We start from the raw sequence: 25,134 nt of genomic DNA on the forward strand, positions 1-25,134 counted from the left end.
TCGTTTGTCACGCAGTTCTCCTGAACAACTTAGCCGCTTTTTAGCTGAAGTTCATGGCCATCCTAAAAAAGGCCTTTCACAGAACTTTTTGATAGATGGGAATATTCTAAGGAAGATCCTTGCTGTTTCTTGTGTACAGGATGGGGATTGGGTATTAGAAATAGGCCCCGGATTTGGAGCTCTTACCGAAGTACTCATTAATCAAGGAGCTCATGTCGTTGCTTTAGAAAAGGATCCTATGTTTGAGGAAACATTAAAGCAACTTCCCATAAATCTCGAAATCACAGATGCTTGTAAATATCCTTTATCACAACTTCAAGATAAAGGCTGGCAAGGAAAAGGACGAGTTGTTGCTAACCTGCCCTATCATATTACCACACCTTTATTAACAAAGTTATTTTTAGAAGTTCCTAACCAGTGGAAAACTGTTACGGTAATGATCCAAGATGAAGTCGCGCGACGTATTACAGCGCAACCCGGAGGTAAAGAATACGGATCGTTAACTATCTTTTTACAATTTTTCGTGGATGTGCGCTACGCTTTTAAAGTTAGTCCAGGATGCTTTTTACCAAAACCGAAGGTATCCTCAGCGGTTGTTCATATGACAGTAAAAGATAGCTTTCCTCTTGAAGAACCTCTTCGTACGAAATTCTTTTCTTTAACTAGAGCTGCATTTGGGCAGAGACGAAAACTATTAGCGAATGCTCTTAAAGATCTTTATCCTAAAGAACGCGTTTTTGAGGCTTTAAGCCAACTAAATTTTTCTGACAAAACTCGTCCAGAGACCCTGTCTCTCGATGACTATCTCAAACTATTTGACCTTCTCTCATTGCATGCCTGAGTCAATCTCAGGCTATCGTTAAAGCAGACTTTTTCTATACAAGAGAAAAATATAAATTAAACTCACAAGATTTTAATTTATATGTTTTTATAAGAGATTTTTTATTTTTATAAAGGCGTTTTTTTTAATGAAGAAATTGAAAGTCTAATATGGTATTATTTCTCATCAAGATTAATAGAAGAGAGGGGTTTACTTCCTTAAATTCTGTTGGTCAGTAAATATTCAGAATACATACTCTAGGAATCTTTCATGGAGACTTGGTTATACTATTGCAAAGTGCGTACACGTAATTATATTCCCTGCCTTCCGGTGTTGTCGCCAGTTATTTTGCAAGCGGATCAGTGTCTTCCTACGTTATACCTATCACCTTTTAGTCGTTGCTGCAGGGAAACTAAATTTGTAGCTTCTGTAACAGGTTAAGTAGGGAAAAAATAGTACATAATCCCCTGATGAAGGACTAGACAATACTCAACTTGTTAGACGGAGCTTTCTTTGTGCGGAAGTTAAAGTATGTGAGAATACGTTTAACCATACTGTCTACATCTAGTCCCACTCTTTTTAATAAATTCTCTTTATCTCCATGAGAAAAGATACTATCGGGAATCCCAAAGTGTAAGATGTCAACTTTGAAGTTATAGGTAGCTAGAAAATCGTTAAATTCTGATGCCAATCCTCCACGAATAGAATGTTCTTCTATAATGATGACTTTGGAATGGTGCATCAATAAGATGCTAAAGAGATTGTTGTCAAATGGCTTGATGAATATAGGGTCTACGACAGATGCAGAAATTCCATGGGTAAGTAACTGCAATTTTATAGACAACGCCGCACTACACATGTGCCCCAGACCTACGATCAAAACATCTTCACCCTGACTCAATATTTCTCCTAATCCTGGATCTCGATACATCGTTATATCGGTAGTGATAGGGTCACCTTGAAGCGCTGTAATATTGGGGTAACGAATTGCTGAAGGCCTTTTCCAATGTAGAGAAGATTGAAGCAGTTGCTGGAAAACTATAGAGCTTCTCGGCTGACAGATAATCATGTTGGGCATAGCACGAAGAAAACTCAAATCATAAATACCATGGTGGCTACAACCATCTCCATATGCTAAACCTGCACGATCTATAGCAAAGATCACCGGGAGATTCTGTAAACATACATCATGGAAAACATTATCCATAGCACGATGCAAAAATGTCGAATAAATAGAACAAATTACAGGAGTATTGGTTTTAGCAATTCCAGCTGAAAACGTCACAGCATGACCTTCAGCAATGCCTACATCGATAAAACGCTCAGGAAATGTTTCTTTAAATGTTTCTAACCGTGATCCTAAGGACATCGCCGGTGTAATCACATGCAAATTCGGAGAGGTTTCTCCAAGTTTGCATATAGTTTTCCCAAAAATATCAGGATAAGTAAGCTGCGGTTTAATCATTGGAAGTAATTTATCTTCCGCTGTAAGTTTAAAATTGGCCTTTACTCCATGGTATTTTGTAGGATTTTCCTGAGCTACCTCTAAACCTTTTCCTTTTTTTGTACAGACATGAATAAGAATAGGGAAGGGTAAATCACGTACCTTCTGAAATAAAGATACTAATTCTTTTATGTTGTGACCGTCCACAGGACCCATATATGCTAAGTTAAACTGCTCAAAAATAGGAATCGGACAAAATAAAGACCTTAAACAAGTGGAAACCTTATGCGAGCACCTAGCGATACTTTTGCCGTAGCGGGGAATCTTTGATAATGACCTTTCTAGTTTGCGTGAAAGCAAACTAAATTTGGGGTGGTGAATCCATTGTGATAGGCTTTTGGACATTACACCCACGTTTTGAGAAATCGACATGTTATTGTCATTTAAAATGACAATAAATTTGGATAGATCGGCATGAATATTATTTAAAGCTTCTAAAGTCAATCCACAGGAAAAAGCTGCGTCACCAAGAATAGGAAGTACGTGTGTTCTAGACTTCTCAGTAGCTTTTGCCATACCTAAAGCTAAAGATAAAGCGTTGCCTGCATGACCTGAAAAGAATAAATCATGAGCACTTTCTAAAGGTGAGGTAAATCCACTTAATCCTCCATCATGACGAATGCGTTCAAATTCTTCTATGTTTCTCCCTGTAAGCAGTTTATGAGGGTACGTTTGATGCCCAACATCAAAGATAAATTTATCTTCTGGAGAAGAAAAGACATAATGTAAAGCTATTGTTAATTCAATAATTCCTAAATTGGAAGCTAAATGCCCCCCTGTTTTAATAAGGACAGAAATAATTTTATGACGTATTTGCTCAGCAAGAAGAGAAAGCTCAGCAAAAGAAAGCTTCTTAAGATCTTCTGGAGATGAAATTTGACTTAAAATAGAGGAAGTGTGAGAAGTCATGGTTGTGTAGTCATAGAGAATGTTTGTAGAACAGGCTGATCTAATGTATCTTTTAGAAGAGTTCCATTAGGCTGAACAGAAAGGAGATAACATTGTTGATCTTTGACTAAGATCTTATCTAAACCCTGATGTATCAGGGAAAACATTTTTTCATATACAACTAAAATAACATCAAGAGAGTCGAGAGCGCTTAACTGATTTTGTAACGAACTAAGTTCTTGAATTATGGTATCTACATCATTACAAGGCATCGCGCTCTCTACAGTTAATGTACGAAAGACTCTTCTTCTGCAAGAAAATCTTCATTTCGTTTTTCAGATAACTCACGTACACGTTCTTCCGCTTTACGGATCCGTGATTCACATATACGCATTAGGGCATCTGCTTCTTCATAAAATTTTAAAGAGGCATCTAAAGATGTTGAAGGTTGATTCATAAGATCCACGATCTCTTCTAACCTTTCCATAGCCTTTTCAAAGGGAATTTCTTCCATAGTTTAGAACTCTTGAGTTTCAAAATTCTGAACATCCGTCACAGTAAGAGTGGCTTCTCCATCCTGTAGTCTTACCCTTACACAACTATGTTTATGTAAACTTTTCGCCGAAATGATAGCCAAATTTTCATTAAAGTCAAAGAGCATAGCATACCCGCGTTTTAAAACATTTTTAGGATTTAATGAAATCAACTGTTTAGAAATAGTGTGGTATTTTTCTCGATGTCTTTCCACAAGGTGGTTTAGGGAAAGTAAGAGATTTTCTTTAGAGTATAAAAAATGCTCCCTACGTTCGCATACTGTATAAACGAAAGCTTTATTTAACCGCTTTTTTAAGAGGTTAAGGGTATATTTTTCTTTAATAAATAATTGATTAATTTTGGTTGTAAAATGTTTTAATAACGTTTGCTTGTGGGCTAAAGATTGATGAAAATATCCTAAACGCTGAGATAAAGCTCTGTGAATTTGATCTCTCCAAGGATCTAATCTCTGCCTATACTGCTGTGTGTTGTGAATGATAAGATTTTTTTTAATATGTACACAGTGGTGTTTTAAAGCGAGCAAACGATTTTGGAAAGCTAGATTGATCATTTTCCAAAGATCTTGGAGACGGTAAGTCACACGTTTTAAAATATCGCTTTGCAACCAGCGCGTGTATTGCATATAGCGTTGCTTGCTTTGTGAAAGTTTTGTTTGTATTGACCGTTCTATAGATACACGAAGATAGTCTAAAGACTGGTGGGGAGGACGGAAAAAATCTACGTGATCTAAGTAACGCTTCCATTGCTGAATTTGCTTTGCTTTCCCTGCAAGCAGTTGCTGTGCATGAGCATTCAGATAGCGTAAATGACTTTTAAATATTTGAATTTGTTCCTGACTACTTTGACAGACGATTTCTGCAGCAGCTGAGGGGGTGGGAGCACGCACGTCAGCAGCAAAATCACATAATGTATAATCTGTTTCATGTCCAACAGCAGAAATAACAGGGATTCTGCTTGCATCTATGGCCTTGACCACGATTTCTTCATTAAAAGCCCAAAGATCTTCAATACTGCCACCACCGCGAGCTATGACAAGAACATCAACAAGCTTATCTCTATTCATTACTTCAATAGCTTGAGATATTTCTTTTGCTGCCGTAGCTCCTTGTACTGTAACAGGATAAATTAGGAGCTTGTATTGATGACAACGACGAGAAAGAATACGTAAGATGTCTTGAATTACTGCTCCTGTTGGGCTAGTAATAACGCCAATACATTTTGGAATTCTCTTAAGGGGCTGTTTTTTTTCTATAGAGAAATACCCTTCGGCTGCGAGACGCTTCTTAGTTTCTTCGAATTTTTGCAAGAGATCGCCTTCCCCTGCATAAACTAAGGCGTGGGCTACGATTTGGTATTGACCCCTTGGTGCATAAACAGTAAGTTTCCCGTGAATGATCACAGAGTCTCCATCTTTAGGGCAACGGTCAAAATACTTACTTTTAAAATGAAAAAAAGCACCGTTTAAAAAAGATTTACTATCTTTAATACCAAAATATAGATGCCCACTAGGCTGTAAAGAGACGTTACTTAACTCTCCTTTGACCACAATATGACAAAAATTTGACTCGAGTAGATTTTTTATAGACTCGGTAAGAGCCGTTACTGCTTGAGGAGGAGATGAAATTGCCATGCCCTAGAATACAGAAAGGTTTCAAGTTCTATTATTTTAAAATAAAGTACCTTCCTAGTAAAAAACTAGCAAGAATCGTGAAATCATGTCTATAGTGGGAGATGAACGAGCTAACAAATTGAGGACGTAGATGGCACGTAAGCGTTATATTTTTGGTAATTGGAAAATGCATAAGACAGCTAAAGAGGCTAAAGATTATTTGTCTGTTTTATGCCCTCTCCTTGAAGAAGTTGCTCCTATATCTCGTGTGGGTATAACTCCCGCATTTACAGCCTTATATGCTTGCTGTGAATCTATAAAATTTTTTCACAGCCCTATTTGGCTGGGAGCGCAGAATGTCCATCAGGATACCTCTGGAGCCTTTACAGGTGAGATTTCCTTGCCTATGCTAGAAGAATTTAATGTTAATTTTGTACTTGTAGGTCATTCCGAATGCCGTCACATTTTTCATGAAGAAGACAATACAATTGCGCTTAAGGTTGGCGCCGCATCTCGTGAAGGAATTATTCCCGTTTTGTGTATTGGAGAAACTTTAGAAGTTAGAGAAAAGGGTGCGACGAAAGATATGTTATCTAACCAGTTGATATTGGGGCTTGCTCAACTTCCTGAAACTGCCTCTGTAATCATTGCTTATGAACCGGTATGGGCAATTGGTACGGGGAAAGTAGCTTCAGCCATTGATGTGCAAGAGGCGCATGCTTTTTGTCGAGAGGTTCTTGGCAATATATTTTCCAAAGAGAAAGCAGAGGCAATTTCTATTCTTTATGGAGGATCTGTAAAGGCGGACAATGCTGAAGGATTTGCTAGTTGTCCTGATGTAGACGGTTTGTTAGTAGGAGGCGCTTCTTTAGATCCTAAAGTTTTTGCCGATGTTGTCACGAATTTTAATCGTTAGCTAGTAAAAATTATATTAGCTTTTTGGCTATGTTGTGTGAAATATTTTCATAGAATTTACACTAAGGTTTTGTTTGAGAACAGTGTTCCAAAGCAATAAAATGTTTTTCAATATGGTGATTAATTTAGTTTTATACGAGAATATCCCCAGGGCCTTTTAGGGATTTTTACAGTCTATAGAGACACTGGATTAGAAAGAAATTTTTAAAATCCTAATAAATTAAAGGGCTAGGAATTCACCTCAGATAGGTTTGTTGATTTAGGAGAAGCATTGTGACCGCCTTGTTTTATTCGTTTTTATTTATCTTTCTTCTTTTGTGCGTAATTCTTTGCGGACTGATTTTGATTCAAGAAAGCAAGAGTATGGGACTCGGTTCTTCTTTTGGCGTGGATTCAGGAGATTCCGTTTTTGGTGTATCTACCCCGGATATTTTAAAGAAAGTCACCGCTTGGCTGGCAGTAGTTTTCTGTTTTAGTTGTTTGTTTCTATCTTTTGCGACAACATACTTGGGGAAAAGTTCTCAAGAACCTCCTGTACATGTTCTAGAACAAGTTTCTTCAGATGGAGAAGAAATCTCTAGCGAATAGAAAGCTTCGCTAGAGGTTATCGACTTTTACCTAAAGTACCCCATCTATTTCTTGGAAATAAAATTAAAACAGTCATCATCTTATGAAAAAAGTCTTTTATATATTTTGTCTCTATGGTCTACTACCTGGCTCTACAATATTTTCAGTAGAAAAAGTTCAAGAAGAGATGGAGTACCCTTCGCCATTGCCTACAGTCTCTGTCCCTTTTATTTAATAGAAGACGCGATTAGTAGCTAATCTGCGGGGTGATAAATCATGATTAGAGAATTAGAATATTACGGTAGCCCTACATTACGTAGAAAGGCTGATGCTATTCTTGAAATTACTGACGAGATTCGTCAGTTGGCTCAAGATATGTATGAGACTATGGTAGCTCATAAGGGGGTGGGTTTAGCAGCTCCTCAAGTAGGGGAAAGCGTAAGTCTTTTTGTTATGTGTGTTGAGGGAGAAACAGAGGATGGGGATCTGATTTTTTGTGACTTCCCCAAGGTGTATATTAATCCTGTACTTTCTGATGTTTCTGAGGATCTTGTTTTAGGTAGGGAAGGATGTTTATCGATTCCCGGGTTGCGAGCTGATGTTTACCGTCCGCGTCGCATTACCGTAAAAGCGATCAATCTCGATGGTCAGGAATTCACAGAACATTTAGAAGGGTTTCCTGCGCGTATTATCATGCATGAAAATGACCATCTCCATGGAATTTTATACATTGATAAGATGGAAGAGCCTAAGGATTATAAGAAGTTTAAGTCTGCCCTAGAAAAAATTCGCCGTCGTTATAATAACCATATAACAGACAAAGCTTCTTAGTCGTGTGTTATTGTCTAAAACTTGCTTGTCTTATTGATTTCTTCAAGTTCAAAAGAAGCCCTAACCATTTTAGTAAAAGATTACTGATTACTTAGATGTTTTGGCTTATCTAGTTTGAGGTAAAAGAAGAAGCGGTTATCCGCTTCTCTTTTCTCATATACCGAGTATAACTGCCAGTGCTCAAATACTTTGGTTCCTAAAATCATTTGATATTCTAGATAACTAGGTGTCTGGGTTCTATGCCAGCCATATCGTAGTGTCAGATGATAATTCCAACAGGGATGCGGACGAACAAAGACCTTCCCTAAAATGAGATTCCGACGATCTGATAAAGGAGAATTAAAAAGTTCTTCAGGAGAGCGACTAACATCTAGAATATAGTTTTCCTTATCACATTTAAGAAGGCTATACTTGCTTCTATGCAGGAATTCTAAAGTTAAACCGATATTATCACTTCCTACCCATTGCCAAAGCAGATTCATATGATCCCAGCAATGTTTTTTCCATATCCATTCAGCATCTAGAGATAAGGTATTTTTACGATCTAAAGGTAAGGAGATCATGCATGCTGTTTTGGGAAATGTCGATCTTGCAAATGTATTTTTAAAAATTTGTGTTGTCCAAACTTTGGCGGAAGCTCGTGGAGCACTAGGAGAAACACGATTTAATATAAAAGATTCAATACCTATCTTACATAAATGTAGAGAAGAGAAAGCATCATTGATAGAAAAGATATAGTGTTCGTGGTTCTTTGCTAATGGATGTGTTGCCGATGTAAATGAAACAAAAGGCTCTACAATATGCTTAGTGTGTAGATAATTCTTATACGCTGAAAAACGATAATCTAAATTTATTTGCGCAGAAGCTTGGCAATGACGTTGAGATGTTTTTGGGACGTTGCTGTAATAAATCGCTGATGCTGATACCGTGGGTGTCAGCGTCCCTATAAGTAGGGGAATAGCACGGTATACCTTAGGAGAGGCCGCAGCTCGCAGTGAAGAAAAATTGGAACCAGCAATGTTATTGCTAAAAGCAAAGTTTAAATAGCCACATTCAAACAGATTCTCAATGAAAATCCCTGTATTTTTAATATTCACAGGGTGTTGTTTCAAAGAGAGATAGGGAAGTTCTTGATTCACATTCTGGAACGGATTTACCTTCACGGAAGAAGATAGTCGGCCGTCTAATAACGCATCATGCCAGGTAAGGCGAACTTGTGTAGGACCAGTATTTTTTAAAGAGAAATTATTAGGAAAAATATCAGCAACCGTTTCCCAGCTGTCGCTTAAATGATACTCCCCGGATAATTTTGTCTGTTTATGTGCTAGAGAAAAATTTCCATGGAAGCGGTAGCGATCTCGAGGTTCTGCCATATCAATCGCTAAGCGGTGGGCATAGTAACTTTTCATATTAAAGACATTTTCAGGTTTCTCTTTTTGCGAAAAGTGCATGTTATAGCCAACCCCTATGCCATGCTTGAAAAAGCTATCTAAAAAAAATGTAGATAAAAAATGCTTTTTAGAAATAGGTGAGTAACTAATCCCTAAGTAAGAACCTAAAAATCCTCCCGTACCTCCTCGGAAATTAATTGGAGGTTTAGGAATTTCCATTGGCATAATAGAAAATTGCGGGAGGAATAATAAAGGAATATTACAAATACTGAATGTTGTTTTCCCTATAGAAAGTACACTGTCTGAAGAGTATTCTAAGTAGTCTCCGGAAAGACAAATATGTTTTTTAGGACCTTCTGAGGTGGATATATATCCTTTGTGGATAATTAAAGTTTCAGGAGTCAATGTCATCATAGACCCGCCTAAAAACCAAGGATACATTGCAAATCTACCATTGGTCAAAAGACACGAATCAGTATCTTCATAGTATTCTAAGTAATCGCAAACTAATGTCTTTCCTCGATAATTGACCATGACATTTCCATGAGCAATTAATTTCATACCACGTTCGGGAACATTGTCTACGTAGGCACGATTTGCCTGTATACGCAGATTATTATGAATATTGAGGACGCCATCTTCGATATCTAAAGTTCCGGATAGCCCTTTAAAATGGCTTAGATAGGATACTTTTTTCTTTGCAGCTTCTTTATGAGTTAACGCTTCTGCAGAAAATGAACACAACAGTAGTGCTGATAGAAGGAAATAGGGGAAACAACGTTTCATATGTCTTCCACTATTCTATCATTTTCATCAATAACCCAGCTAAGATATGACAATTTTTTGCTTTTGTTTGTGTCATCAGCTGAATAAGTAAACGAATATCCTCATGTGTCTTTGATACCACAAGAGTTTCAAGAATGTCTAACATGAGTTTTGCTCGTATTTCTGGAGTAATTTGATAACGAAGATAAGGAGAATCAGGGTGTGGTTGTCTATCTTCTGTATCAATAAACAATAACGTTTCTTGGATGAGCTCCTGAGCATAACGATGTAGGGATAATTTTTTCTCAGGGTCTTTAGTAAGGTTGTATAATGCTAAATCGGCATAAGCACGGATTACAGGCTCTCCAGGAAGTTGGGACGCTCGTGAAAGGATATCTAAAGCTTGTTGATGAGAAGAATGTGCTAAAAAAGAGATTGCTTTAGAAGCAAGTGCTGTTTTCTGACTTAAGAGTATTTTTTCTATATAAGGAAGATACGCCTCTTTAGGTAGTTGTAAAAGAGAAACAAGGATCTGTTCTTCAGAATGTTGAATGGCGGATAAGGCTTTGGCACGTTCTGTAGGATTTTGAGGGAGGATTACTGCTCGGCATTTCCACGCTTGTGTTGCACGCCCTTTGGAAAATGTAGGCACTAATGCTCGGGTATATTGTCGCTGAACTAACCATTCTGTAATGTATTCAAGAAGTTCTGGATGATCGCAGCCTAAATGTATCAAAGCTAGAGCTGCATTTAACTTTGCTTCGCTGTTTTTAGTATTTAAAAATACAGGAAGTACTAAAGGAATCCCTATCTCTTTAGATAGTAATCGTGCTGTGTATAAAGCTCTACAGTGTTCTTCTTGTATCTGCTTTTCGAAAATAGGAAGCGCATCCTCTTCTTTACCAATAGCAAGCAACGCTTGAGCAGAGGCTAAAGATAAGTCGGGATCGTGTTTCTCCGACAGCTTTTTTATAGCGTTGTAACTCTGACCATCTTTTAACATTCCTAGAGCATATACAGCAGCTTCACGATCTAAAGGGGAAGCGCTTGTTAATAAATGTCGTAGTGTTGGTAAGAACCGTTTTTGTTGGTATTCCCCTATCAACAGAGCTGCATAGTTTCTTGTAGTACTTTTTGGTGAAGAGAGCAGCTGACGGATATACGTATCCGATTCTTCAGTTTCTAATCTTAGGAAAATAGCAGCTGAGAGACATTGGATTTCTTCAGGAAGCTTATGAATAAAAGAATGGAGATGATCAATGACTTTAATATTTTTTAATCCCGCCAAACGGTAAGCAGCTTCTAAACGAATTACAGGATAGGCTGAGGCCAGAGCTTTGAATAAAAGTTCGTCAGAGCTTTTCCCTAAATGTGAAGATAACGCTGATAATACCAACAATTGTTGCAAAGGATCGTTGGTTTCCATTGCTTGCGAAAGAATCTCAAACGCTTCTGCAGAACCTACAATACCAGCCCCAATAATCGTGCTTTTTCGAATATAGGGATCATCAGAACGTAAACCCTGTTTTAAACAGTTCTCAGAGATTTTTCTTAATAACGCAAAATCATGGTCTCCTTGCGTTTCTAAGGCGTCTAGATAGGCGGTAAGAGCTTGTTCTACAGATTTTTGGCTGGTATAAAGGATCTTATGACTTACAGGATCTGGGAAACTACTAAAAACCAAACTAGGAAAACTTAAACATAGTCCTAGGGGTATGATTAAACGAGATAATCCCATAAGTTAACGTTGAACTCCAACAAGAGGTGTTTCAGTGTTTTAATCGGAAGACCTTGGACATTATATGCACATCCTTGGATATTATGAATAATCAATCCACCGCCTTCTTGAATACTGTAGCCTCCGCATTTATCTAGGGTAGAAAATGCTTTGACATACCTCCCCAGGTACGCTTCGGGTAGTTGGGTAAATGTTACCCATGTGGTCTCTTCTCCGGTTACTAATTTCCTATCTTGCAGAAGCGCGATGCTTGTAATTACGGAATGGGTTTGACCGCTTAATGTTTTTAACATTTCAATAGCCTCATCGTAAGAACCCGGCTTATTGAAAATTTTCCCTTTATACGCCACAACTGTATCAGCAGTAAGAATAAGACCTTCAGGATTGTGTTCCTTTACTATAGACTCGGCTTTGCCTATAGCCAATTCTCGAGAATACGCTATAGGATCACCATGATAAGGAACCGAATGTTCTTCAAAATTTGAGGAGATGCAGGTAAAAGGAATACGAAAGTATTCTAGTATCGATTTTCTTCGTGGAGAAGAAGAACCCAGGATGAACTTTGGTTCCATACGCCCTCAATAAAATATATCCTAGACTTACATTACTTAGGCTATAGCTTGCTGCTGCTTGTATAGTCCACCATTGTCCCATCAAAGAAAGTAATCTTACCTTTTTCAAAAATTAATAATTTCGTAGCGCATTCTTCGATGAGGGTTCTGTCATGAGAAACAAATATGGATGTCCCTTTGTAATCATTGATAGCCCAAGCTAGTGCAGAAACAGACTCTAAATCTAAATGGTTATTGGCTTCGTCAAGAATAAGTGTATTGTGGTTTTCCAACATCATTCCAGCCATAAGCAAACGAGCTGTTTCCCCTCCGGATAAAGCCTTAATCTGCTTAAAAGCGTCATCGCCACCAAATAACATCTTACCTAAAACGCTACGGATCTCTTGGTCGTTAATTCCCGTTTTACGATTACGCAACCATTCGAATAGAGTTTCATCCCCACAATCTTTTAAGACGTCATAGTGATTTTGAGGAAAATAGGAATAAGCAACTTGATGACCAGTTTTTATAGATCCTTGAGTAGGGGACTCTACACCGGCTAACAGTTTCATTAATGTTGTTTTCCCAAGGCCGTTGTTACCAATAATTCCTAACTTATCTCCTTGATATATCTCTAGAGAGAAAGGTTGGAATAGGGGATTTCCGTCATTATAATTTTTGGTAATGCCTTCTAGAGAAAAGACAATCTTACCAGAAGCTTTTTCTGATAAAGGGAAACGTATGTAAGGACGCTGAATATTTGATTTCTTTAATTCTTGAGGCTGGAGTTTTTTAATTTCTCGTAAGCGCGATTGTACTTGACTTGCTCGAGAGCCTGCTCCGAATTTAGCCACAAACTCTTTAAGCTGGGCTATTTTCTTTTCTTTGGATTTGATATCAGCTTTCTCTTGATCTCGAGAAGCTGTTTTCATTTCTACCATAGCGTCGTAATTTCCAGGATAGATAATGACAGTGTCATAGTCAATATCAGCAATATGGGTAGTAATGGTATTTAAAAAGTGCCGGTCGTGGCTAACAACAATCACAGTCCCATCATAATCCTTTAAAAAATTTCCCAGCCAGTTGATAGAATGAATATCCAAGTGGTTGGTAGGCTCGTCAAGAAGAAGAGCTTCAGGGTGACCAAACAAAGACTGACATAAAAGCACACGAAATTGTAGGTCTATAGGAATCGTGGACATTTTATTGTTAAATAATGCTTCTGGAATTCCAATTCCTGTAAGCAGTTCTTCAGCCTCAGATTCCGCTCGGTAACCATTTTCTTCGCCAATGATTTCTTCTATTTCACCGAGTTTAATGCCAATAGCATCAGTAAACTCTTCAAGATACAAAGCATCTCTTTTTTGCAAAGCATCCCACAACCGTGCGTTACCCATGATTACGCAATCTAAAACGGAAACGTCACCAAAGCTATCTATATTTTGGCGTAGGATACCTACTTTCTTAGGTAAAGAAATAGAGCCACGAGTAGGTTCTACAAAGCCTGTGATAATTTTTAATAAGGTAGATTTTCCTGCACCATTGGGTCCTGTTAGCCCATAGCGATTGCCTGGGTTAAAGACGACAGAAACGTCGTCGAACAGTACGCGTGTGCCTAAGGTTTTGCCAATTTTGTCAAGTACAATGCTCATAGCGCATAGCATAACAAAGAGGAGCTTAGAGCACAAGAGGTTTGCCTAAGGTTTAGCTATGGGGGTGGGACTCATTATGTGTTTGCTTTTTAAGCTTCATAGATACATGAGTATAAATAGTTGTGGTTTCTAAAGAACTATGACCGAGAAGAGCTTGAATGGTTTTTAAATCCATGCCATTCTCTAGCCAATGCGTGGCAATTGTATGGCGGATTGTATGGGGGGTAATGTTCCCTGATAAACCTGACTGGCGAAGGTATTTTTGAAATTTTCTATCAATAGAGCGAGTAGTTAATCTTTGCCCAAAACGATTTAAAAAAATTGCTTGCGAATCTTTTTCAATGCCTGTTCTCGCAGGATGAGTTAGGTATTGTTGTAGCCATTGAGCTGCATGAGGAGTGATAGGAACAAGACGTTCTTTTTTTCCTTTCCCTCGGATGCGAATGAGATGGGAGGTAAAGTCAATATCCCAGTGGTTTATAGCAACAATTTCGCTAATACGTAATCCTGAGCTATAGAATAATTCTAATAAGCAGCGATCACGAAATCCTGTGTATTTCGATAGATCCGGAGTTGCCATGAGTATTTCTACTTGCTCATAAGTGATGGGTGAGGGCAGTTCTTTAGGTAATCTAGGTCCTTGAATGGTTTCGGTAGGATCTTCAGGAAGAATACGATTTTTCACACAATACTGTGAGAAGCTTTTAATTGCTGAAAGTCGACGTTTTATTGTGCGTTTTGCTTTGTTTTCTTGCATTAGTTTTAAAATGTAGAGACGCACAGTATCTTTTGTTAGTAGAGAAAAAGGAAGCTCAGCTCCCTGTCTTTCTTTTGTGAGTAAACAGATTGGAGGGGATGGGGTGAGCTCACCGTGTTTTTCTAAAAAGTTTTTAAAACTATTTAAATCGATACAATAGTTTCTTAAAGTATGAGGGGAGGCAGTTTTTATATTTTTTAGATAATCAAGAAAAGCATAAAAAGCTGAGACCATAATGTTCCTAAACACTTTTTCTGAAGTATCCTTATATAGGGATTTATTTAGAAGAAGGGTTTTTAGGGAAGGGATAACTACGGAATTCTTCAGCTGCAGCAACATTAGGGAAAATTTTCCCTGCTTCTATTTCAAACTCTTTAGAATTTAAGTAGCGTGCAGAAAAGTGTGTAAGCACGAGCTGTTGTGCTCCAGCAGCTAAGGCTTGCGTAGCTGCTTGCTTGGCTGTCATGTGGTAGTGACTTTCTGCTAAATGGCAATGCTCTTCAAGATAAGTACTTTCACACAACATAATTCTTGCATTTTTAGCTAAATCTACAATGGATTGGCAGGGAAGTGTATCTGCTATAACAGCAATGCTATCACCCTTTCTAATATAGCTTAGGTCTTTGAGATATAAGGTTTTTCCGTTTACTGTGACTTGTTCATTACGAAGAAGGTCTTGCATAATAGGGCCACGCAATCCCGCAGCTTTGATCTTTTCTGGAATGAATTTTATAGTGTCGGGTTCGGTGATTCGCCATCCTAAAGTATCAACAAGATGATTGAGCTTACGCACTTCGATACGGAAATTTCCAAAATCCTCAACAATCCCTTCTTTATCTATAGGATGTTCAATAACATTGATAGTCTCGTGATAAATAGTGCCGTAGCGCAATCTATCGAAATACTTTTTCCCCGAAGCTGGATAATAACAATGTATCGGGTGGGTAACCTTATCCAAGTTTAACCTCATCAGCATAGAGCCTAAACCTAGACAATGATCACCATGAAAATGGCTAATAAAGATCCTTGAGACAACCGTGGGAGCAATATTAGCAAAAATGAATTGTCTTTGTGTTCCTTCGCCAGGATCAAAAAGCAAACCTTCGTTATTCCATCGAAATAAGTAGGCTCCTTGATTGCGAGTTCGCGTCGGTTGTTGACTGGAACAACCTAAAATAACTAATTCTCTACAGCTCATAAATTTAGGAGAAAGTGTTCGGGAAAAGAAATAGAATAAACCAATCTAGTAAAAATACTCTACTAGAACTTGCCTGAGGGCGTGGTGAATTTTCTTTTTAATTTAATCTGCGCAATCCATGTAATTTGGGTATTTTTTAGGGAACACGGGTCGAGTTACTACAACGGGTTGTGGAGTTTGGTGATCACTGGAACTTGAATCTGAATCAAGAGAAGATGAATTAGAAGATGCAGATGAAGAGTTGCTAGGACGAATCAGATTTAAGATTGGGGATGTTTTTCTGCGACGTTTTTGTATTTCATCAGATGAAGTTACCTCTACTTGCCTCCGTTGGGGAAGGGATCTTAAACTTCTTCTTTGTCTTCTTTGTAGTTTTACTTCTTGTTCTTGAGTATATTTTTTTTCATCTTCTTTGATGATTTCATGAAGTAAGCGATTGTGTCGTGCATCTAATTTAGAGAGATCTAAATCTCTAGGCCGTACATGAGCAGGTGGTTTGGATAAGCAGCTTATTATTAAAGGAAAGAGGACCAAGCTAATAAGAAGGGAGACTAGGGCAGAGATGCCAATATAGATTCCTTCAGGAAAGAATGGGGTGGCTAGAAATCCTCCTATCATTATCACAGTTAGTAAAGCTATGACGAGCATAGAGATCAAAGTAACAAGGCTGTTTCTTTTTGTGCTTTCTGTTTTTTGTGCTGAATTTTGGGTTATAGCATAGCTAGTTTGATTTTTGGGAACAGTGGCATCGGGGACTAGTCTAGACGAAGTCATGAAAGCTATAACGCAGGTTTATTTTAAGGGTGCGTAGTTTAGAAATTTTAAAGACATTTGTAAATATACAGTTTTTTTTGTAATGATAATTTAGAGCCATTAATTAAAAAAAAACGGTTCTAAATTATCTTGTGAGAGTTAATTAACATGTGGAAAGGCCACTTTGAAAACATCATCGTAATGAGCCACAAAATGAATTTTCAGTCCTTTTTTTAGATAGGCTGGAAGTTCCTCATAGTCACGACGGTTATCTTCTGGGAAAATTAACACGTTAAGTCGGGATCGACGAGCGGCAATGAGTTTCTCTCGAATACCCCCGACTCCTAATACGCGACCAGTTAGGGTAATTTCTCCTGTCATACCTAAGTTTTCCAAAATAGGTGTATCTAAAAGCAAGGAAAGTAACGATGTGACCATTGTTACACCTGCTGAAGGTCCATCTTTAGGAGTTGCTCCCTCAGGAATGTGAATATGTACCTGAGATTTTGAGAAAAAGCTATAACCTGGAGCGTAGCGCTCTAATGCACTATGAAGATATGTCCATGCAATTTGAGAAGACTCTTTCATAACATCTCCAGCCTGCCCCGTGAGATGCATGTCTGTTTTCATTGAGGGAACTTGAACACTTTCGATATATAAAGTTGCTCCGCCTAGTGATGTCCAGGCTAACCCAGTAGCAACACCTACAGGTGTATGATCATAAAAACGGTCACTAGAAAAAATAGGCTTGCCTAGGTAGTCCTGAAGGTTTCTTACATTAATTTTATATTGCGTGTGTTTTGGATGTGCTTTTTCCTGGTTTTTAACTATCTTAAGCGCCACTTTTCTTAGAACTTTTTTAATATTGCCATTCAATGTGCGCACACCAGCTTCTCGAGCATAGTTGTTAATCATATGCTTTAAAGCTTCGGGTTGGAAGACAATCTCTCGAGCTGTTAATCCCATTTCCTTACGTGCTCTAGGCACCAGATATTTCGTGGCTATTTGTAATTTTTCTTCAAGGATATAACCAGAAAGACGTAATATTTCCATACGATCCAAAAGTGGATCGGGAATAGTATCTAAAACGTTTGCAGTTAGAATGAATAAAACATTCGATAGGTCAACACGTACATCTAGGTAATGATCTAAAAAATCTTTATTTTGTTCTGGGTCTAAAACTTCTAACAAAGCTGATGCGGGATCACCGTGATAGCTTGTTCCAATTTTATCAACCTCGTCTATCATAATAACCGGGTTCATCGCTTGACTTTGCTTTAAAGCTTGCACCATTTTCCCAGGCATAGCACCAATATACGTGCGTCGATGCCCTTTGATTTCAGCTTCATCTCGCATTCCGCCTACTGAAAAACGGAAAAATTTACGATGTAAGACTTTTGCTATGCTGCGACCAATGCTTGTTTTACCTACCCCTGGAGGGCCTACTAGGCAAATGATACTTCCTTTAAGACCTTTGGATAATTTACCAACACTGATCAGTTCTAAGATGCGTTGCTTAATATCTTCTAAACCATAGTGATCCTTGTTAAGAATAATCTCAGCTTTTTTGAGATCGTGATACTCCTTACTTTGGATGCCCCAAGGAATAATGGTTAACCAGTCTAGATAGTTGCGGCAAACAGTATATTCAGCGGACGATGTTTCTAAGGTTTGAAGCTTCTCTATTTCGTCTTGTATAACTTCCATCGCGTAATCAGGAACCTGACGTTTTTTTAACCGGTTCATGAATTTCTCTAAGTCAATAGCGCGATCTTCTTTTTCTAATCCTAGCTCCTTTTTGATCGTTTTTAACTGTTCTTTTAAGAAGAACTCTTTCTGGCTTTTTGTGATTGTAGCTTCGATTTTTTGATTGATGCTACTTTGCAGACGACTAAGATCTAGTTCCTTTTTTAGAAGAATCAGAGCTTTGTCAATACGATCGTGCATATTTGTTGTTTCAAGGACTTCTTGGAGTTCTTCCCTTGTTGCAGTAGTTAGAGCTACAGAAAAATCTGCAAGCTTCCCCGGTTCTGTAAAATCGGAGTGGCCAAGAAAGATTTGAAGTTCTTCTTTAAATAGAGGGTTGAGTTTTAAAAGATCCTTAATTACTGAAACAATGCTAATAGAATACGCTTTTAATTCTTCAGTTAGCTCTTTGTTATCTTTATGGTAGGAGACGCGTGCTTTGAGATATTTATCTTTAAGGGGCTCTACAATGCGGATACGCTCTTCTATACTTAATAATATTTGTGCGCTGCCTCCTTCTATAGGCATAATACGAAGAATACGCGCGGCAACGCCTACACGATAAAGTTGGTTGAAACCTACTTTTAAAATATCGGCGTCTTCTTTTTTAGTAAGAACTAAACCTATGTATTTTTGTGAGGATTTAGCGAGAAGTTTTAGAACTTCATAATAAGGTCCCGATTCTATAAGAATCGGAGCCGCCATACCCGGGAAAAAAGGACGCTTGTTTAGCGGGAGAATAAATAAATCGGAAGGCAAGGAGCGATCATCTGATTTTTCCTCGACTTCCTCGGATTCATCTAAGAGTTTTTCTACTTCTTCAGGATTAGGATCCAAGATCTGAGAGTCGTTATTTATTGTAGAGTCCACAATTGTCCTTATACTAAAATCGTCGGATACTTTTATCTAAGTTGCTCTGATAACTTATTGATAGTAGCACTTTCAACAATAAAGATCCTCTTTTCGATATATTACAAAATAATCGAAATTCGTGCACCTACACAACCACTAAGGGAAATAGCAGAGCTAAGGAATAAGAATTAAAAAAGACGAGGGTTTAACGCAAATCGTTTTTCCTGATTTAAACAAAAATAATCGCTGAATATTTCTTTCTATATGTTCCATATTAAATAATTTCTCATGTTTTTTTATCATATTTTAATTTAGAATGATTCACAGATTATCGGGATCACCTTCGTTACTAATTACTTGGATTGTGGGGGCTCGTAAAAAGTTTTTTGATAATTCACGAATTTTTTATCGGTTTTCTAGCGGGTGCATGGTGTTGCTGAATTTTCTCTACAAAGAGAATGCGCGATCTTTCAATCAAAAATAATGGTCTTTTATAGATAAAAAGTTTTTAACTTTTTGTGAGTATAACCAATCTATCCTGTGTTTATATTCAGAATTTAAATAATTCTAAATCTTTAAAAGTTACTTATTTGTTATTTTTTTTGATTAAAAGTTTTTTAGTTGATATAGTTTTTCTGTTCGATTCTAATTTGGATTATGCATTTTCATAGATACGTTATTATTGATACATCAGGGTATCAACCATTTTTAGCTTATGTAGATCATCAGAAGGTATTAAAACAATGGGATCTACCCGTCGGTCCAGACCAAGGACTGGTTTTAGAATTTATTTTTAAAAATAGTTCTTTAAGTTTCCAAGGAATCGGAGTGGCTGCAGGGCCTGGGAACTTTTCTGCAACCCGTGTTGGATTATCCTTTGCTCAGGGGTTGGCGTTATCTAGAAAAGTGCCGATGATAGGCTACAGTTCTTTAGAGGGATATTTGACTCCTAAGGATAGGGGGAAAGCTTTGATGCTTCCTTTAGGGAAAAAAGGTGGAGTGTTAACTCTTAGTTCAGATCTCTCAGAGGATGGGTTTATTCATGAAAAGAATGGGGTGGGTCCCGGAATTTTATTGCCTTACGGAGAGGCCTCTAAGTATTGTTTAGCAAATAACTGCTACCACGTTATCTCTCCTAATCCACAACTTTTTGTTGATAGTTTTTCAAATAGAATTCGTATAGAAAAAGCTGCACCCTCTATAGACCACATTAGAAGAAATGTAGTTTCTCAACTTATGATTTTAGAGTGTAGTCAGCAGCTGACTCCAGATTACCGCAGTTGTTCTTGTTTTTTTTAGCCTCAACATAATTTTCGTTGGCAGGGCGAGTGGATACAATCAATAACCCAGTTTTTCAGCACGTTGTGAGTCAACTAACTCTTGAAGGGTAATAGATCTGATGATACAATCGAGGCGCCTCTAACATATCAGAGTGAGACGTATGCCTGTGTTGTTTTAGGCTTAACAGTGATTATTATGCAAAATAAGGTAATGCATGCCCAGTGTTAAAGTTAGAGTTGGTGAGCCAGTAGATCGAGCTCTGAGAATTTTGAAAAAGAAAGTCGATAAAGAAGGGATCTTAAAGGCTGCTAAAGCTCATAGGTTTTATGATAAACCTTCAGTAAAGAAGCGTGCGAAATCTAAAGCCGCAGCTAAATACCGCAGTCGTTAGAAAATATCCTCTCTAGTGGTGTTTGATTTATGGATTACTATGATGTTTTAGGTGTTTCTAAAACTGCCTCTCCTGAGGAGATTAAAAAATCATATCGTAAGTTGGCTGTTAAGTATCATCCTGACAAAAACCCAGGGGATACTGAAGCCGAGAAACGTTTTAAAGAAGTTTCAGAAGCTTATGAAGTATTAAGCGACCCTCAAAAGCGGGAGTCCTATGACCGTTACGGTAAGGATGGGCCTTTTGCCGGAGCCGGGGGTTTCGGTGGTGCGGGCATGGGCAATATGGAAGATGCTTTGCGCACTTTTATGGGGGCTTTTGGCGGAGAGTTTGGCGGTGGCGGAAGCTTTTTCGAAGGCCTATTTGGTGGTCTAGGTGAAGCTTTCGGTATGCGAGGAGATCCAGCAGGAGCTCGTCAGGGAGCTAGTAAGAAGGTTCACATCACTTTAACATTTGAAGAAGCCGCTCGCGGTGTAGAAAAAGAACTTCTTGTTTCTGGATACAAGACTTGTGACACTTGTTCCGGTAGCGGTGCCGCTAGTAAGCAGGGAATCAAATGTTGTGACCGTTGTAAAGGTTCTGGGCAAATTGTTCAGAGTCGCGGTTTCTTTTCTATGGCCTCGACATGTCCTGAATGTGGCGGAGAAGGCCGTATTATTACAGATCCTTGTTCAAATTGTCGAGGGCAAGGAAGAATCAAGGATAAACGCAGTGTTCATGTGCAAATCCCTGCGGGAGTAGATTCTGGAATGCGTTTAAAGATGGAAGGCTATGGAGATGCTGGACAAAATGGTGCCCCTGCCGGAGATCTTTATGTTTTCATTGATGTAGAAACACATCCTGTTTTCGAGCGGCGAGGGGATGATTTAATTTTAGAATTGCCCATCGGCTTTGTTGACGCTGCTTTAGGAATGAAGAAAGAAATACCCACTTTATTAAAGGAGGGTGCTTGTCGCCTCACAGTGCCTGAAGGGATTCAAAGCGGAACAATTCTTAAGATTAAAAATCAAGGATTCCCTAATGTCCACGGCAGAGGACGTGGAGACTTGCTTGTGCGCGTTTCTGTGGAAACTCCACAAAATCTTTCGGAAGAACAGAAGGAATTACTTCGCAAGTTTGCAGCTACGGAAAAAGCAGAAAATTTCCCTAAGAAACGTAGTTTCTTGGATAAAATAAAGGGTTTTTTTTCTGACTTCACCGTATAGATAAGGATAGCACGGGTCTATCCGAGGAGCAAATATGGTAGCAATACAGCATGAATTAGGATCTTCTATTAAAGAAGTTCTGAAATTAGTCTGGAGTTTAAGATTTGCTGAAAACAAGATGCTCCTTCTTTCTCGCCAGAGCGATTCTGGAGGGACCTTCCAGTTGTCTTGTGCTGGTCACGAGCTTGTTGGAGTAGTTGCCGGGAGAAGCCTCATTCCAGGTAAGGATTGGTCTTTTCCATATTATAGGGATCAAGGATTCCCTATAGGTCTAGGGTGTGATCTTTCTGAGATTTTTGCTTCGTTTCTTGCTCGATTAGCTCCGAATCATTCTTCTGGTAGGATGATGCCTTACCACTATTCCCATAAAAAACTCCGCATTTGTTGCCAATCGAGTGTGGTAGGTTCTCAATTTCTTCAGGCAGCAGGACGCGCATGGGCTGTAAAACATACCAAATCTAACGAAGTAGTTTATGTCTCTGGGGGGGATGGATCAACTTCTCAGGGTGAATTTCACGAGATGTTAAACTATGTTGCATTGCATAAGCTACCTTTAGTTACAGTCGTACAGAATAATGCTTGGGCGATCTCTGTTCCTTTTAAAGATCAGTGTTCTACAGATTTAGTGCGTTTAGGGGAGAGTTATCAAGGTCTGTCTGTTTATGAAGTAGATGGTGGTGATTACTTTGAGCTTGTAGATACTTTTTCTAAAGCTGTAGATCAAGCTAGACATGCCCTGGTTCCCGCGTTAATTCTAGTCAATGTTATGCGTTTAGAGCCGCATAGCAACTCTGATAATCATGAGAAATATCGTAGTCGTGAAGATTTAGATCATTGTAAGAGTAATGATCCTTTAGTCCGGTTAGAACGGCTGATGATAGACGAATGTGGCATTTCACCTGCGGAGATTTTAGAAATAAAAGCAGAGGCTGAATCCGAAGTCGCTCGTGCTTGTGAAATCGCTGAGGGCATGCCCTTCCCTAGTAAAGGTTCTACGAGCCATGATGTATTTTCTCCACATACAATTTCTTTAATTGATTACGAAAATTCTTTAGAAGCTCAGCGTTTGCGCGATACTCAACCAAAAGTTATGCGTGATGCCATTACAGAAGCGCTAATTGAAGAAATGAGCCGAGATTCTGGTGTTGTTGTTTTCGGTGAAGATGTGGCTGGAGATAAAGGTGGAGTTTTTGGTGTTACTAGAAATCTTACAGACAAGTTCGGAATTGAACGTTGTTTTAATACACCATTAGCAGAGGCCACCATTATAGGAACAGCTATTGGTATGGCAATGGATGGGATCCATAAGCCTGTTGCTGAGATTCAGTTTGCAGATTATATCTGGCCCGGTATTAATCAATTATTTTCTGAAGCTTCAAGTATTTACTACCGTTCTGCTGGTGAGTGGGAAGTGCCTTTAGTTATTCGAGCTCCTTGTGGAGGTTACATACAAGGTGGCCCCTACCATTCACAAAGTATAGAAGCATTCTTAGCACATTGCCCGGGCATAAAGGTGGCTTATCCATCTAATGCTGCAGATGCAAAAGCTTTGTTAAAGGCGGCTATTCGCGATCCTAATCCTGTAGTTTTTTTAGAACATAAGGCGTTGTATCAACGACGTATTTTTAGTGCATGTCCGGTATTTTCTTCGGATTATGTTTTGCCTTTTGGTAAAGCAGCTATCACTCAAGTAGGTTCAGATTTGACCATTGTTTCTTGGGGAATGTCTTTAGTTATGAGTATGGAAGTAGCTAAGGAATTGGCAGCTTTAGATATTTCTGTAGAGGTTATAGATTTACGTACGATAGTACCTTGTGATTTTTCTACTGTTATAGAGTCAGTTAAGAAAACTAGTAAGTTACTTATAGCTCATGAGGCGTCAGAGTTTTGTGGATTTGGTGGGGAGATTGCTGCAACTGTAGCAGAGCAAGCATATGCATATCTCGATGCACCTATTAGGCGTGTTGCGGGATTACATGCCCCGGTTCCTTATTCAAAAATACTGGAAAATGAAGTTCTTCCCCAGAAGGAGAAAATCTTTCAAGCAGCAAAAAGTTTAGCAGAGTTTTAATTGCGGATTTTCATTAAATGCTTTCTGTAGGACTAACAATAGTGGAAGTTCTTTCAGGTGGTTTACAGTAATTTGTAATAATGTCTTTTCTTTGCGTTTTTCTTCTATGTCTATGGCTTCTAATAAGGCTAGAGCACATTGAGAATACCAGAGTTCGTATTCTTCTTGAGAAGATCTAATATCGCTGAGTCCTACAAGCTCTATCTGTATGAAGGAAATGCCGTTTTTGCGACAGATATCGAAACATTTTAGGTACGCATCCACCATATTTTCAAAAGCTTTCTTGTAGGTAGAATCTTGCCAAGTAATTACTTTGGACAATTGTTTATTAGTATGAATAAGTGTTTCTATGGTGGGGGGATTGATGAAGATCAGATAAGAAGCGGGAGCTGTTATTTGTGATTTATTTACCCAGGGTCCATAGGCTATCGCTCCGGGAGGGAATGTTCTGGAACCTGGTTGTGTGATCTCATCCCAACAATCTTTTTCTATGCGCCCGATTAAAGCTAGTGTTCTGTTAATCGCGTAGCTGAAATTTCTTTCTGAATTTATGCATAGAAGTATAGCAGAGTCTTTATGCTTTAATAGAGGATCGGTTAGAGGGTGGCCTTTATGAAAGCAGAGTTGCAGATGTGTATTTTTATTATGTAGATATACACACTCCGTATTTCTATTTATTTTATTTGCTCGGGGTAAGACTTGTTCCAGTGTAAAAGTATTCCTCAAACGATGGGCAACGCTTGATAAAGTCAAGTCTGCAAATTGAATCGAGGGGATAGACTGACTTTTGCTTAATACTATTAAAATAATCCCGCTAAGAACCATAAAAAGTACACCCGCAATAAATAAGGGTAGAGAAAAGATAAATAATGGTTCTATAGCTATTGTTAGTATCCCTCCCAGCAAACATGCCATACTCAAGGTAGCAATCCATTGTGGAATACGCGACTGCGTTACCTTGCAACTAAGCGAGTACTCATAATTTAATGAAGGAATATTATGATTTCTATCAGTGTCATGCACCACGGGCATGGATATAACCTAGGCTTAACAACACAAAAGATTTATCCAAAAATGATGAAATAAGGACTCTT

The 25,134-nt window shown here is 38.4% G+C and carries 22 protein-coding genes; 9 read left to right on the forward strand and 13 right to left on the reverse strand.

The window, feature by feature from the left end; genetic code table 11:
• Nucleotides 1–4: 4 nt before the first annotated feature.
• Both rsmA and E1N70_RS05125 read left to right on the forward strand, forming a co-directional pair.
• On the forward strand, nt 5–841 hold the full coding sequence (gene rsmA, locus E1N70_RS03535) for a 16S rRNA (adenine(1518)-N(6)/adenine(1519)-N(6))-dimethyltransferase RsmA (RefSeq protein WP_131744175.1): 837 nt from the start codon (nt 5–7) through the stop codon (nt 839–841).
• A gap of 249 nt (nt 842–1,090) precedes the next feature.
• Nucleotides 1,091–1,261, forward strand: a complete 171-nt coding sequence (locus E1N70_RS05125; protein WP_014946532.1) for a hypothetical protein — start codon at nt 1,091–1,093, stop codon at nt 1,259–1,261.
• 37 nt (nt 1,262–1,298) lie between these two features.
• Here E1N70_RS05125 and E1N70_RS03540 read toward each other — a convergent pair whose 3' ends face one another.
• From E1N70_RS03540 to xseA, 4 genes are read right to left on the reverse strand one after another with little or no spacing between them, the layout of a single operon-like run.
• Nucleotides 1,299–3,233, reverse strand: a complete 1,935-nt coding sequence (locus E1N70_RS03540; protein WP_131744176.1) for a 1-deoxy-D-xylulose-5-phosphate synthase — start codon at nt 3,231–3,233, stop codon at nt 1,299–1,301.
• On the reverse strand, nt 3,230–3,484 hold the full coding sequence (locus tag E1N70_RS03545) for a hypothetical protein (protein WP_131744177.1): 255 nt from the start codon (nt 3,482–3,484) through the stop codon (nt 3,230–3,232). The genes E1N70_RS03540 and E1N70_RS03545 overlap by 4 nt, the downstream gene beginning before the upstream one ends.
• Nucleotides 3,485–3,498: 14 nt before the next feature.
• Nucleotides 3,499–3,726 (reverse strand): exodeoxyribonuclease VII small subunit, encoded by a 228-nt coding sequence (locus tag E1N70_RS03550; RefSeq protein ID WP_131744178.1) that lies wholly within the window; start codon nt 3,724–3,726, stop codon nt 3,499–3,501.
• Nucleotides 3,727–3,729: 3 nt separating this feature from the next.
• The gene (xseA, locus tag E1N70_RS03555) at nt 3,730–5,397 is read right to left on the reverse strand and encodes an exodeoxyribonuclease VII large subunit (protein ID WP_131744179.1); all 1,668 of its coding nucleotides are present in this window, start codon (nt 5,395–5,397) and stop codon (nt 3,730–3,732) included.
• A 130-nt stretch (nt 5,398–5,527) separates the two neighbouring features.
• On the opposite strand from xseA, the gene tpiA reads away from it, so the two are divergent.
• The 3 genes from tpiA to def all read left to right on the forward strand — a co-directional run bounded on the left by tpiA (nt 5,528) and on the right by def (nt 7,689).
• On the forward strand, nt 5,528–6,292 hold the full coding sequence (gene tpiA, locus E1N70_RS03560) for a triose-phosphate isomerase (RefSeq protein ID WP_131744180.1): 765 nt from the start codon (nt 5,528–5,530) through the stop codon (nt 6,290–6,292).
• Nucleotides 6,293–6,564: 272 nt separating this feature from the next.
• Complete coding sequence (secG, locus tag E1N70_RS03565; protein WP_131744181.1) at nt 6,565–6,879, forward strand: preprotein translocase subunit SecG; 315 nt, start codon at nt 6,565–6,567, stop codon at nt 6,877–6,879.
• A gap of 255 nt (nt 6,880–7,134) precedes the next feature.
• Complete coding sequence (gene def, locus E1N70_RS03570; protein WP_131744182.1) at nt 7,135–7,689, forward strand: peptide deformylase; 555 nt, start codon at nt 7,135–7,137, stop codon at nt 7,687–7,689.
• A gap of 80 nt (nt 7,690–7,769) precedes the next feature.
• Here the strand turns inward: def and E1N70_RS03575 are convergent, their stop codons facing one another.
• From E1N70_RS03575 to lon, 8 genes are all read right to left on the reverse strand, one after another.
• Nucleotides 7,770–9,866, reverse strand: a complete 2,097-nt coding sequence (locus E1N70_RS03575; RefSeq protein WP_131744183.1) for a CT351 family outer membrane beta-barrel protein — start codon at nt 9,864–9,866, stop codon at nt 7,770–7,772.
• Nucleotides 9,867–9,876: 10 nt separating this feature from the next.
• The gene (locus E1N70_RS03580) at nt 9,877–11,583 is read right to left on the reverse strand and encodes a HEAT repeat domain-containing protein (RefSeq protein WP_131744184.1); all 1,707 of its coding nucleotides are present in this window, start codon (nt 11,581–11,583) and stop codon (nt 9,877–9,879) included.
• Complete coding sequence (locus E1N70_RS03585) at nt 11,565–12,155, reverse strand: Maf-like protein (protein ID WP_131744185.1); 591 nt, start codon at nt 12,153–12,155, stop codon at nt 11,565–11,567. The genes E1N70_RS03580 and E1N70_RS03585 overlap by 19 nt, the downstream gene beginning before the upstream one ends.
• A gap of 41 nt (nt 12,156–12,196) precedes the next feature.
• Nucleotides 12,197–13,786: an ABC-F family ATP-binding cassette domain-containing protein gene (locus E1N70_RS03590; RefSeq protein WP_131744186.1), complete on the reverse strand. Its 1,590-nt coding sequence runs from the start codon at nt 13,784–13,786 to the stop codon at nt 12,197–12,199.
• A 52-nt stretch (nt 13,787–13,838) separates the two neighbouring features.
• Nucleotides 13,839–14,777: a tyrosine recombinase XerC gene (locus tag E1N70_RS03595; protein ID WP_131744187.1), complete on the reverse strand. Its 939-nt coding sequence runs from the start codon at nt 14,775–14,777 to the stop codon at nt 13,839–13,841.
• Nucleotides 14,778–14,820: 43 nt separating this feature from the next.
• Complete coding sequence (locus E1N70_RS03600) at nt 14,821–15,741, reverse strand: ribonuclease Z (protein WP_131744188.1); 921 nt, start codon at nt 15,739–15,741, stop codon at nt 14,821–14,823.
• A gap of 102 nt (nt 15,742–15,843) precedes the next feature.
• The gene (locus E1N70_RS03605; RefSeq protein ID WP_131744189.1) at nt 15,844–16,515 is read right to left on the reverse strand and encodes an IncA family protein; all 672 of its coding nucleotides are present in this window, start codon (nt 16,513–16,515) and stop codon (nt 15,844–15,846) included.
• Nucleotides 16,516–16,653: 138 nt separating this feature from the next.
• Nucleotides 16,654–19,110 (reverse strand): endopeptidase La, encoded by a 2,457-nt coding sequence (lon, locus tag E1N70_RS03610; protein WP_131744190.1) that lies wholly within the window; start codon nt 19,108–19,110, stop codon nt 16,654–16,656.
• Between the two features lie 639 nt (nt 19,111–19,749).
• Here lon and E1N70_RS03615 point away from each other — a divergent pair.
• The 4 genes from E1N70_RS03615 to E1N70_RS03630 all read left to right on the forward strand — a co-directional run bounded on the left by E1N70_RS03615 (nt 19,750) and on the right by E1N70_RS03630 (nt 24,040).
• Entirely contained in the window at nt 19,750–20,391 is a 642-nt protein-coding gene (locus E1N70_RS03615; RefSeq protein ID WP_131744191.1) for a tRNA threonylcarbamoyladenosine biosynthesis protein TsaB, read from the forward strand.
• Between the two features lie 196 nt (nt 20,392–20,587).
• On the forward strand, nt 20,588–20,764 hold the full coding sequence (gene rpsU / locus E1N70_RS03620; RefSeq protein ID WP_006343002.1) for a 30S ribosomal protein S21: 177 nt from the start codon (nt 20,588–20,590) through the stop codon (nt 20,762–20,764).
• Nucleotides 20,765–20,793: 29 nt separating this feature from the next.
• Nucleotides 20,794–21,969: a molecular chaperone DnaJ gene (dnaJ, locus tag E1N70_RS03625; RefSeq protein ID WP_131744192.1), complete on the forward strand. Its 1,176-nt coding sequence runs from the start codon at nt 20,794–20,796 to the stop codon at nt 21,967–21,969.
• A 34-nt stretch (nt 21,970–22,003) separates the two neighbouring features.
• On the forward strand, nt 22,004–24,040 hold the full coding sequence (locus E1N70_RS03630; protein ID WP_131744193.1) for an alpha-ketoacid dehydrogenase subunit alpha/beta: 2,037 nt from the start codon (nt 22,004–22,006) through the stop codon (nt 24,038–24,040).
• Here the strand turns inward: E1N70_RS03630 and E1N70_RS03635 are convergent.
• The gene (locus E1N70_RS03635; RefSeq protein WP_131744194.1) at nt 24,026–25,072 is read right to left on the reverse strand and encodes a macro domain-containing protein; all 1,047 of its coding nucleotides are present in this window, start codon (nt 25,070–25,072) and stop codon (nt 24,026–24,028) included. The genes E1N70_RS03630 and E1N70_RS03635 overlap by 15 nt on opposite strands.
• Nucleotides 25,073–25,134 lie beyond the last annotated feature (62 nt).

Origin of the sequence: Chlamydia buteonis (assembly GCF_900634605.1) — a bacterium.
Classification (GTDB): Bacteria; Chlamydiota; Chlamydiia; order Chlamydiales; family Chlamydiaceae; genus Chlamydia; species Chlamydia buteonis.

Bases quoted from the DNA above. Each gene is read 5' to 3' on its own strand.
- E1N70_RS05125 (WP_014946532.1), top strand. From the start codon at position 1,091: ATGGAGACTTGGTTATACTATTGCAAAGTGCGTACACGTAATTATATT.
- E1N70_RS03540 (WP_131744176.1), bottom strand. From the start codon at position 3,233: ATGACTTCTCACACTTCCTCTATTTTAAGTCAAATTTCATCTCCAGAA.
- E1N70_RS03545 (WP_131744177.1), bottom strand. From the start codon at position 3,484: ATGCCTTGTAATGATGTAGATACCATAATTCAAGAACTTAGTTCGTTA.
- E1N70_RS03550 (WP_131744178.1), bottom strand. From the start codon at position 3,726: ATGGAAGAAATTCCCTTTGAAAAGGCTATGGAAAGGTTAGAAGAGATC.
- xseA (WP_131744179.1), bottom strand. From the start codon at position 5,397: ATGGCAATTTCATCTCCTCCTCAAGCAGTAACGGCTCTTACCGAGTCT.
- tpiA (WP_131744180.1), top strand. From the start codon at position 5,528: ATGGCACGTAAGCGTTATATTTTTGGTAATTGGAAAATGCATAAGACA.
- def (WP_131744182.1), top strand. From the start codon at position 7,135: ATGATTAGAGAATTAGAATATTACGGTAGCCCTACATTACGTAGAAAG.
- E1N70_RS03575 (WP_131744183.1), bottom strand. From the start codon at position 9,866: ATGAAACGTTGTTTCCCCTATTTCCTTCTATCAGCACTACTGTTGTGT.
- E1N70_RS03580 (WP_131744184.1), bottom strand. From the start codon at position 11,583: ATGGGATTATCTCGTTTAATCATACCCCTAGGACTATGTTTAAGTTTT.
- E1N70_RS03585 (WP_131744185.1), bottom strand. From the start codon at position 12,155: ATGGAACCAAAGTTCATCCTGGGTTCTTCTTCTCCACGAAGAAAATCG.
- E1N70_RS03590 (WP_131744186.1), bottom strand. From the start codon at position 13,786: ATGAGCATTGTACTTGACAAAATTGGCAAAACCTTAGGCACACGCGTA.
- E1N70_RS03595 (WP_131744187.1), bottom strand. From the start codon at position 14,777: ATGGTCTCAGCTTTTTATGCTTTTCTTGATTATCTAAAAAATATAAAA.
- E1N70_RS03600 (WP_131744188.1), bottom strand. From the start codon at position 15,741: ATGAGCTGTAGAGAATTAGTTATTTTAGGTTGTTCCAGTCAACAACCG.
- E1N70_RS03605 (WP_131744189.1), bottom strand. From the start codon at position 16,515: ATGACTTCGTCTAGACTAGTCCCCGATGCCACTGTTCCCAAAAATCAA.
- E1N70_RS03615 (WP_131744191.1), top strand. From the start codon at position 19,750: ATGCATTTTCATAGATACGTTATTATTGATACATCAGGGTATCAACCA.
- rpsU (WP_006343002.1), top strand. From the start codon at position 20,588: ATGCCCAGTGTTAAAGTTAGAGTTGGTGAGCCAGTAGATCGAGCTCTG.
- dnaJ (WP_131744192.1), top strand. From the start codon at position 20,794: ATGGATTACTATGATGTTTTAGGTGTTTCTAAAACTGCCTCTCCTGAG.
- E1N70_RS03630 (WP_131744193.1), top strand. From the start codon at position 22,004: ATGGTAGCAATACAGCATGAATTAGGATCTTCTATTAAAGAAGTTCTG.
- E1N70_RS03635 (WP_131744194.1), bottom strand. From the start codon at position 25,072: ATGCCCGTGGTGCATGACACTGATAGAAATCATAATATTCCTTCATTA.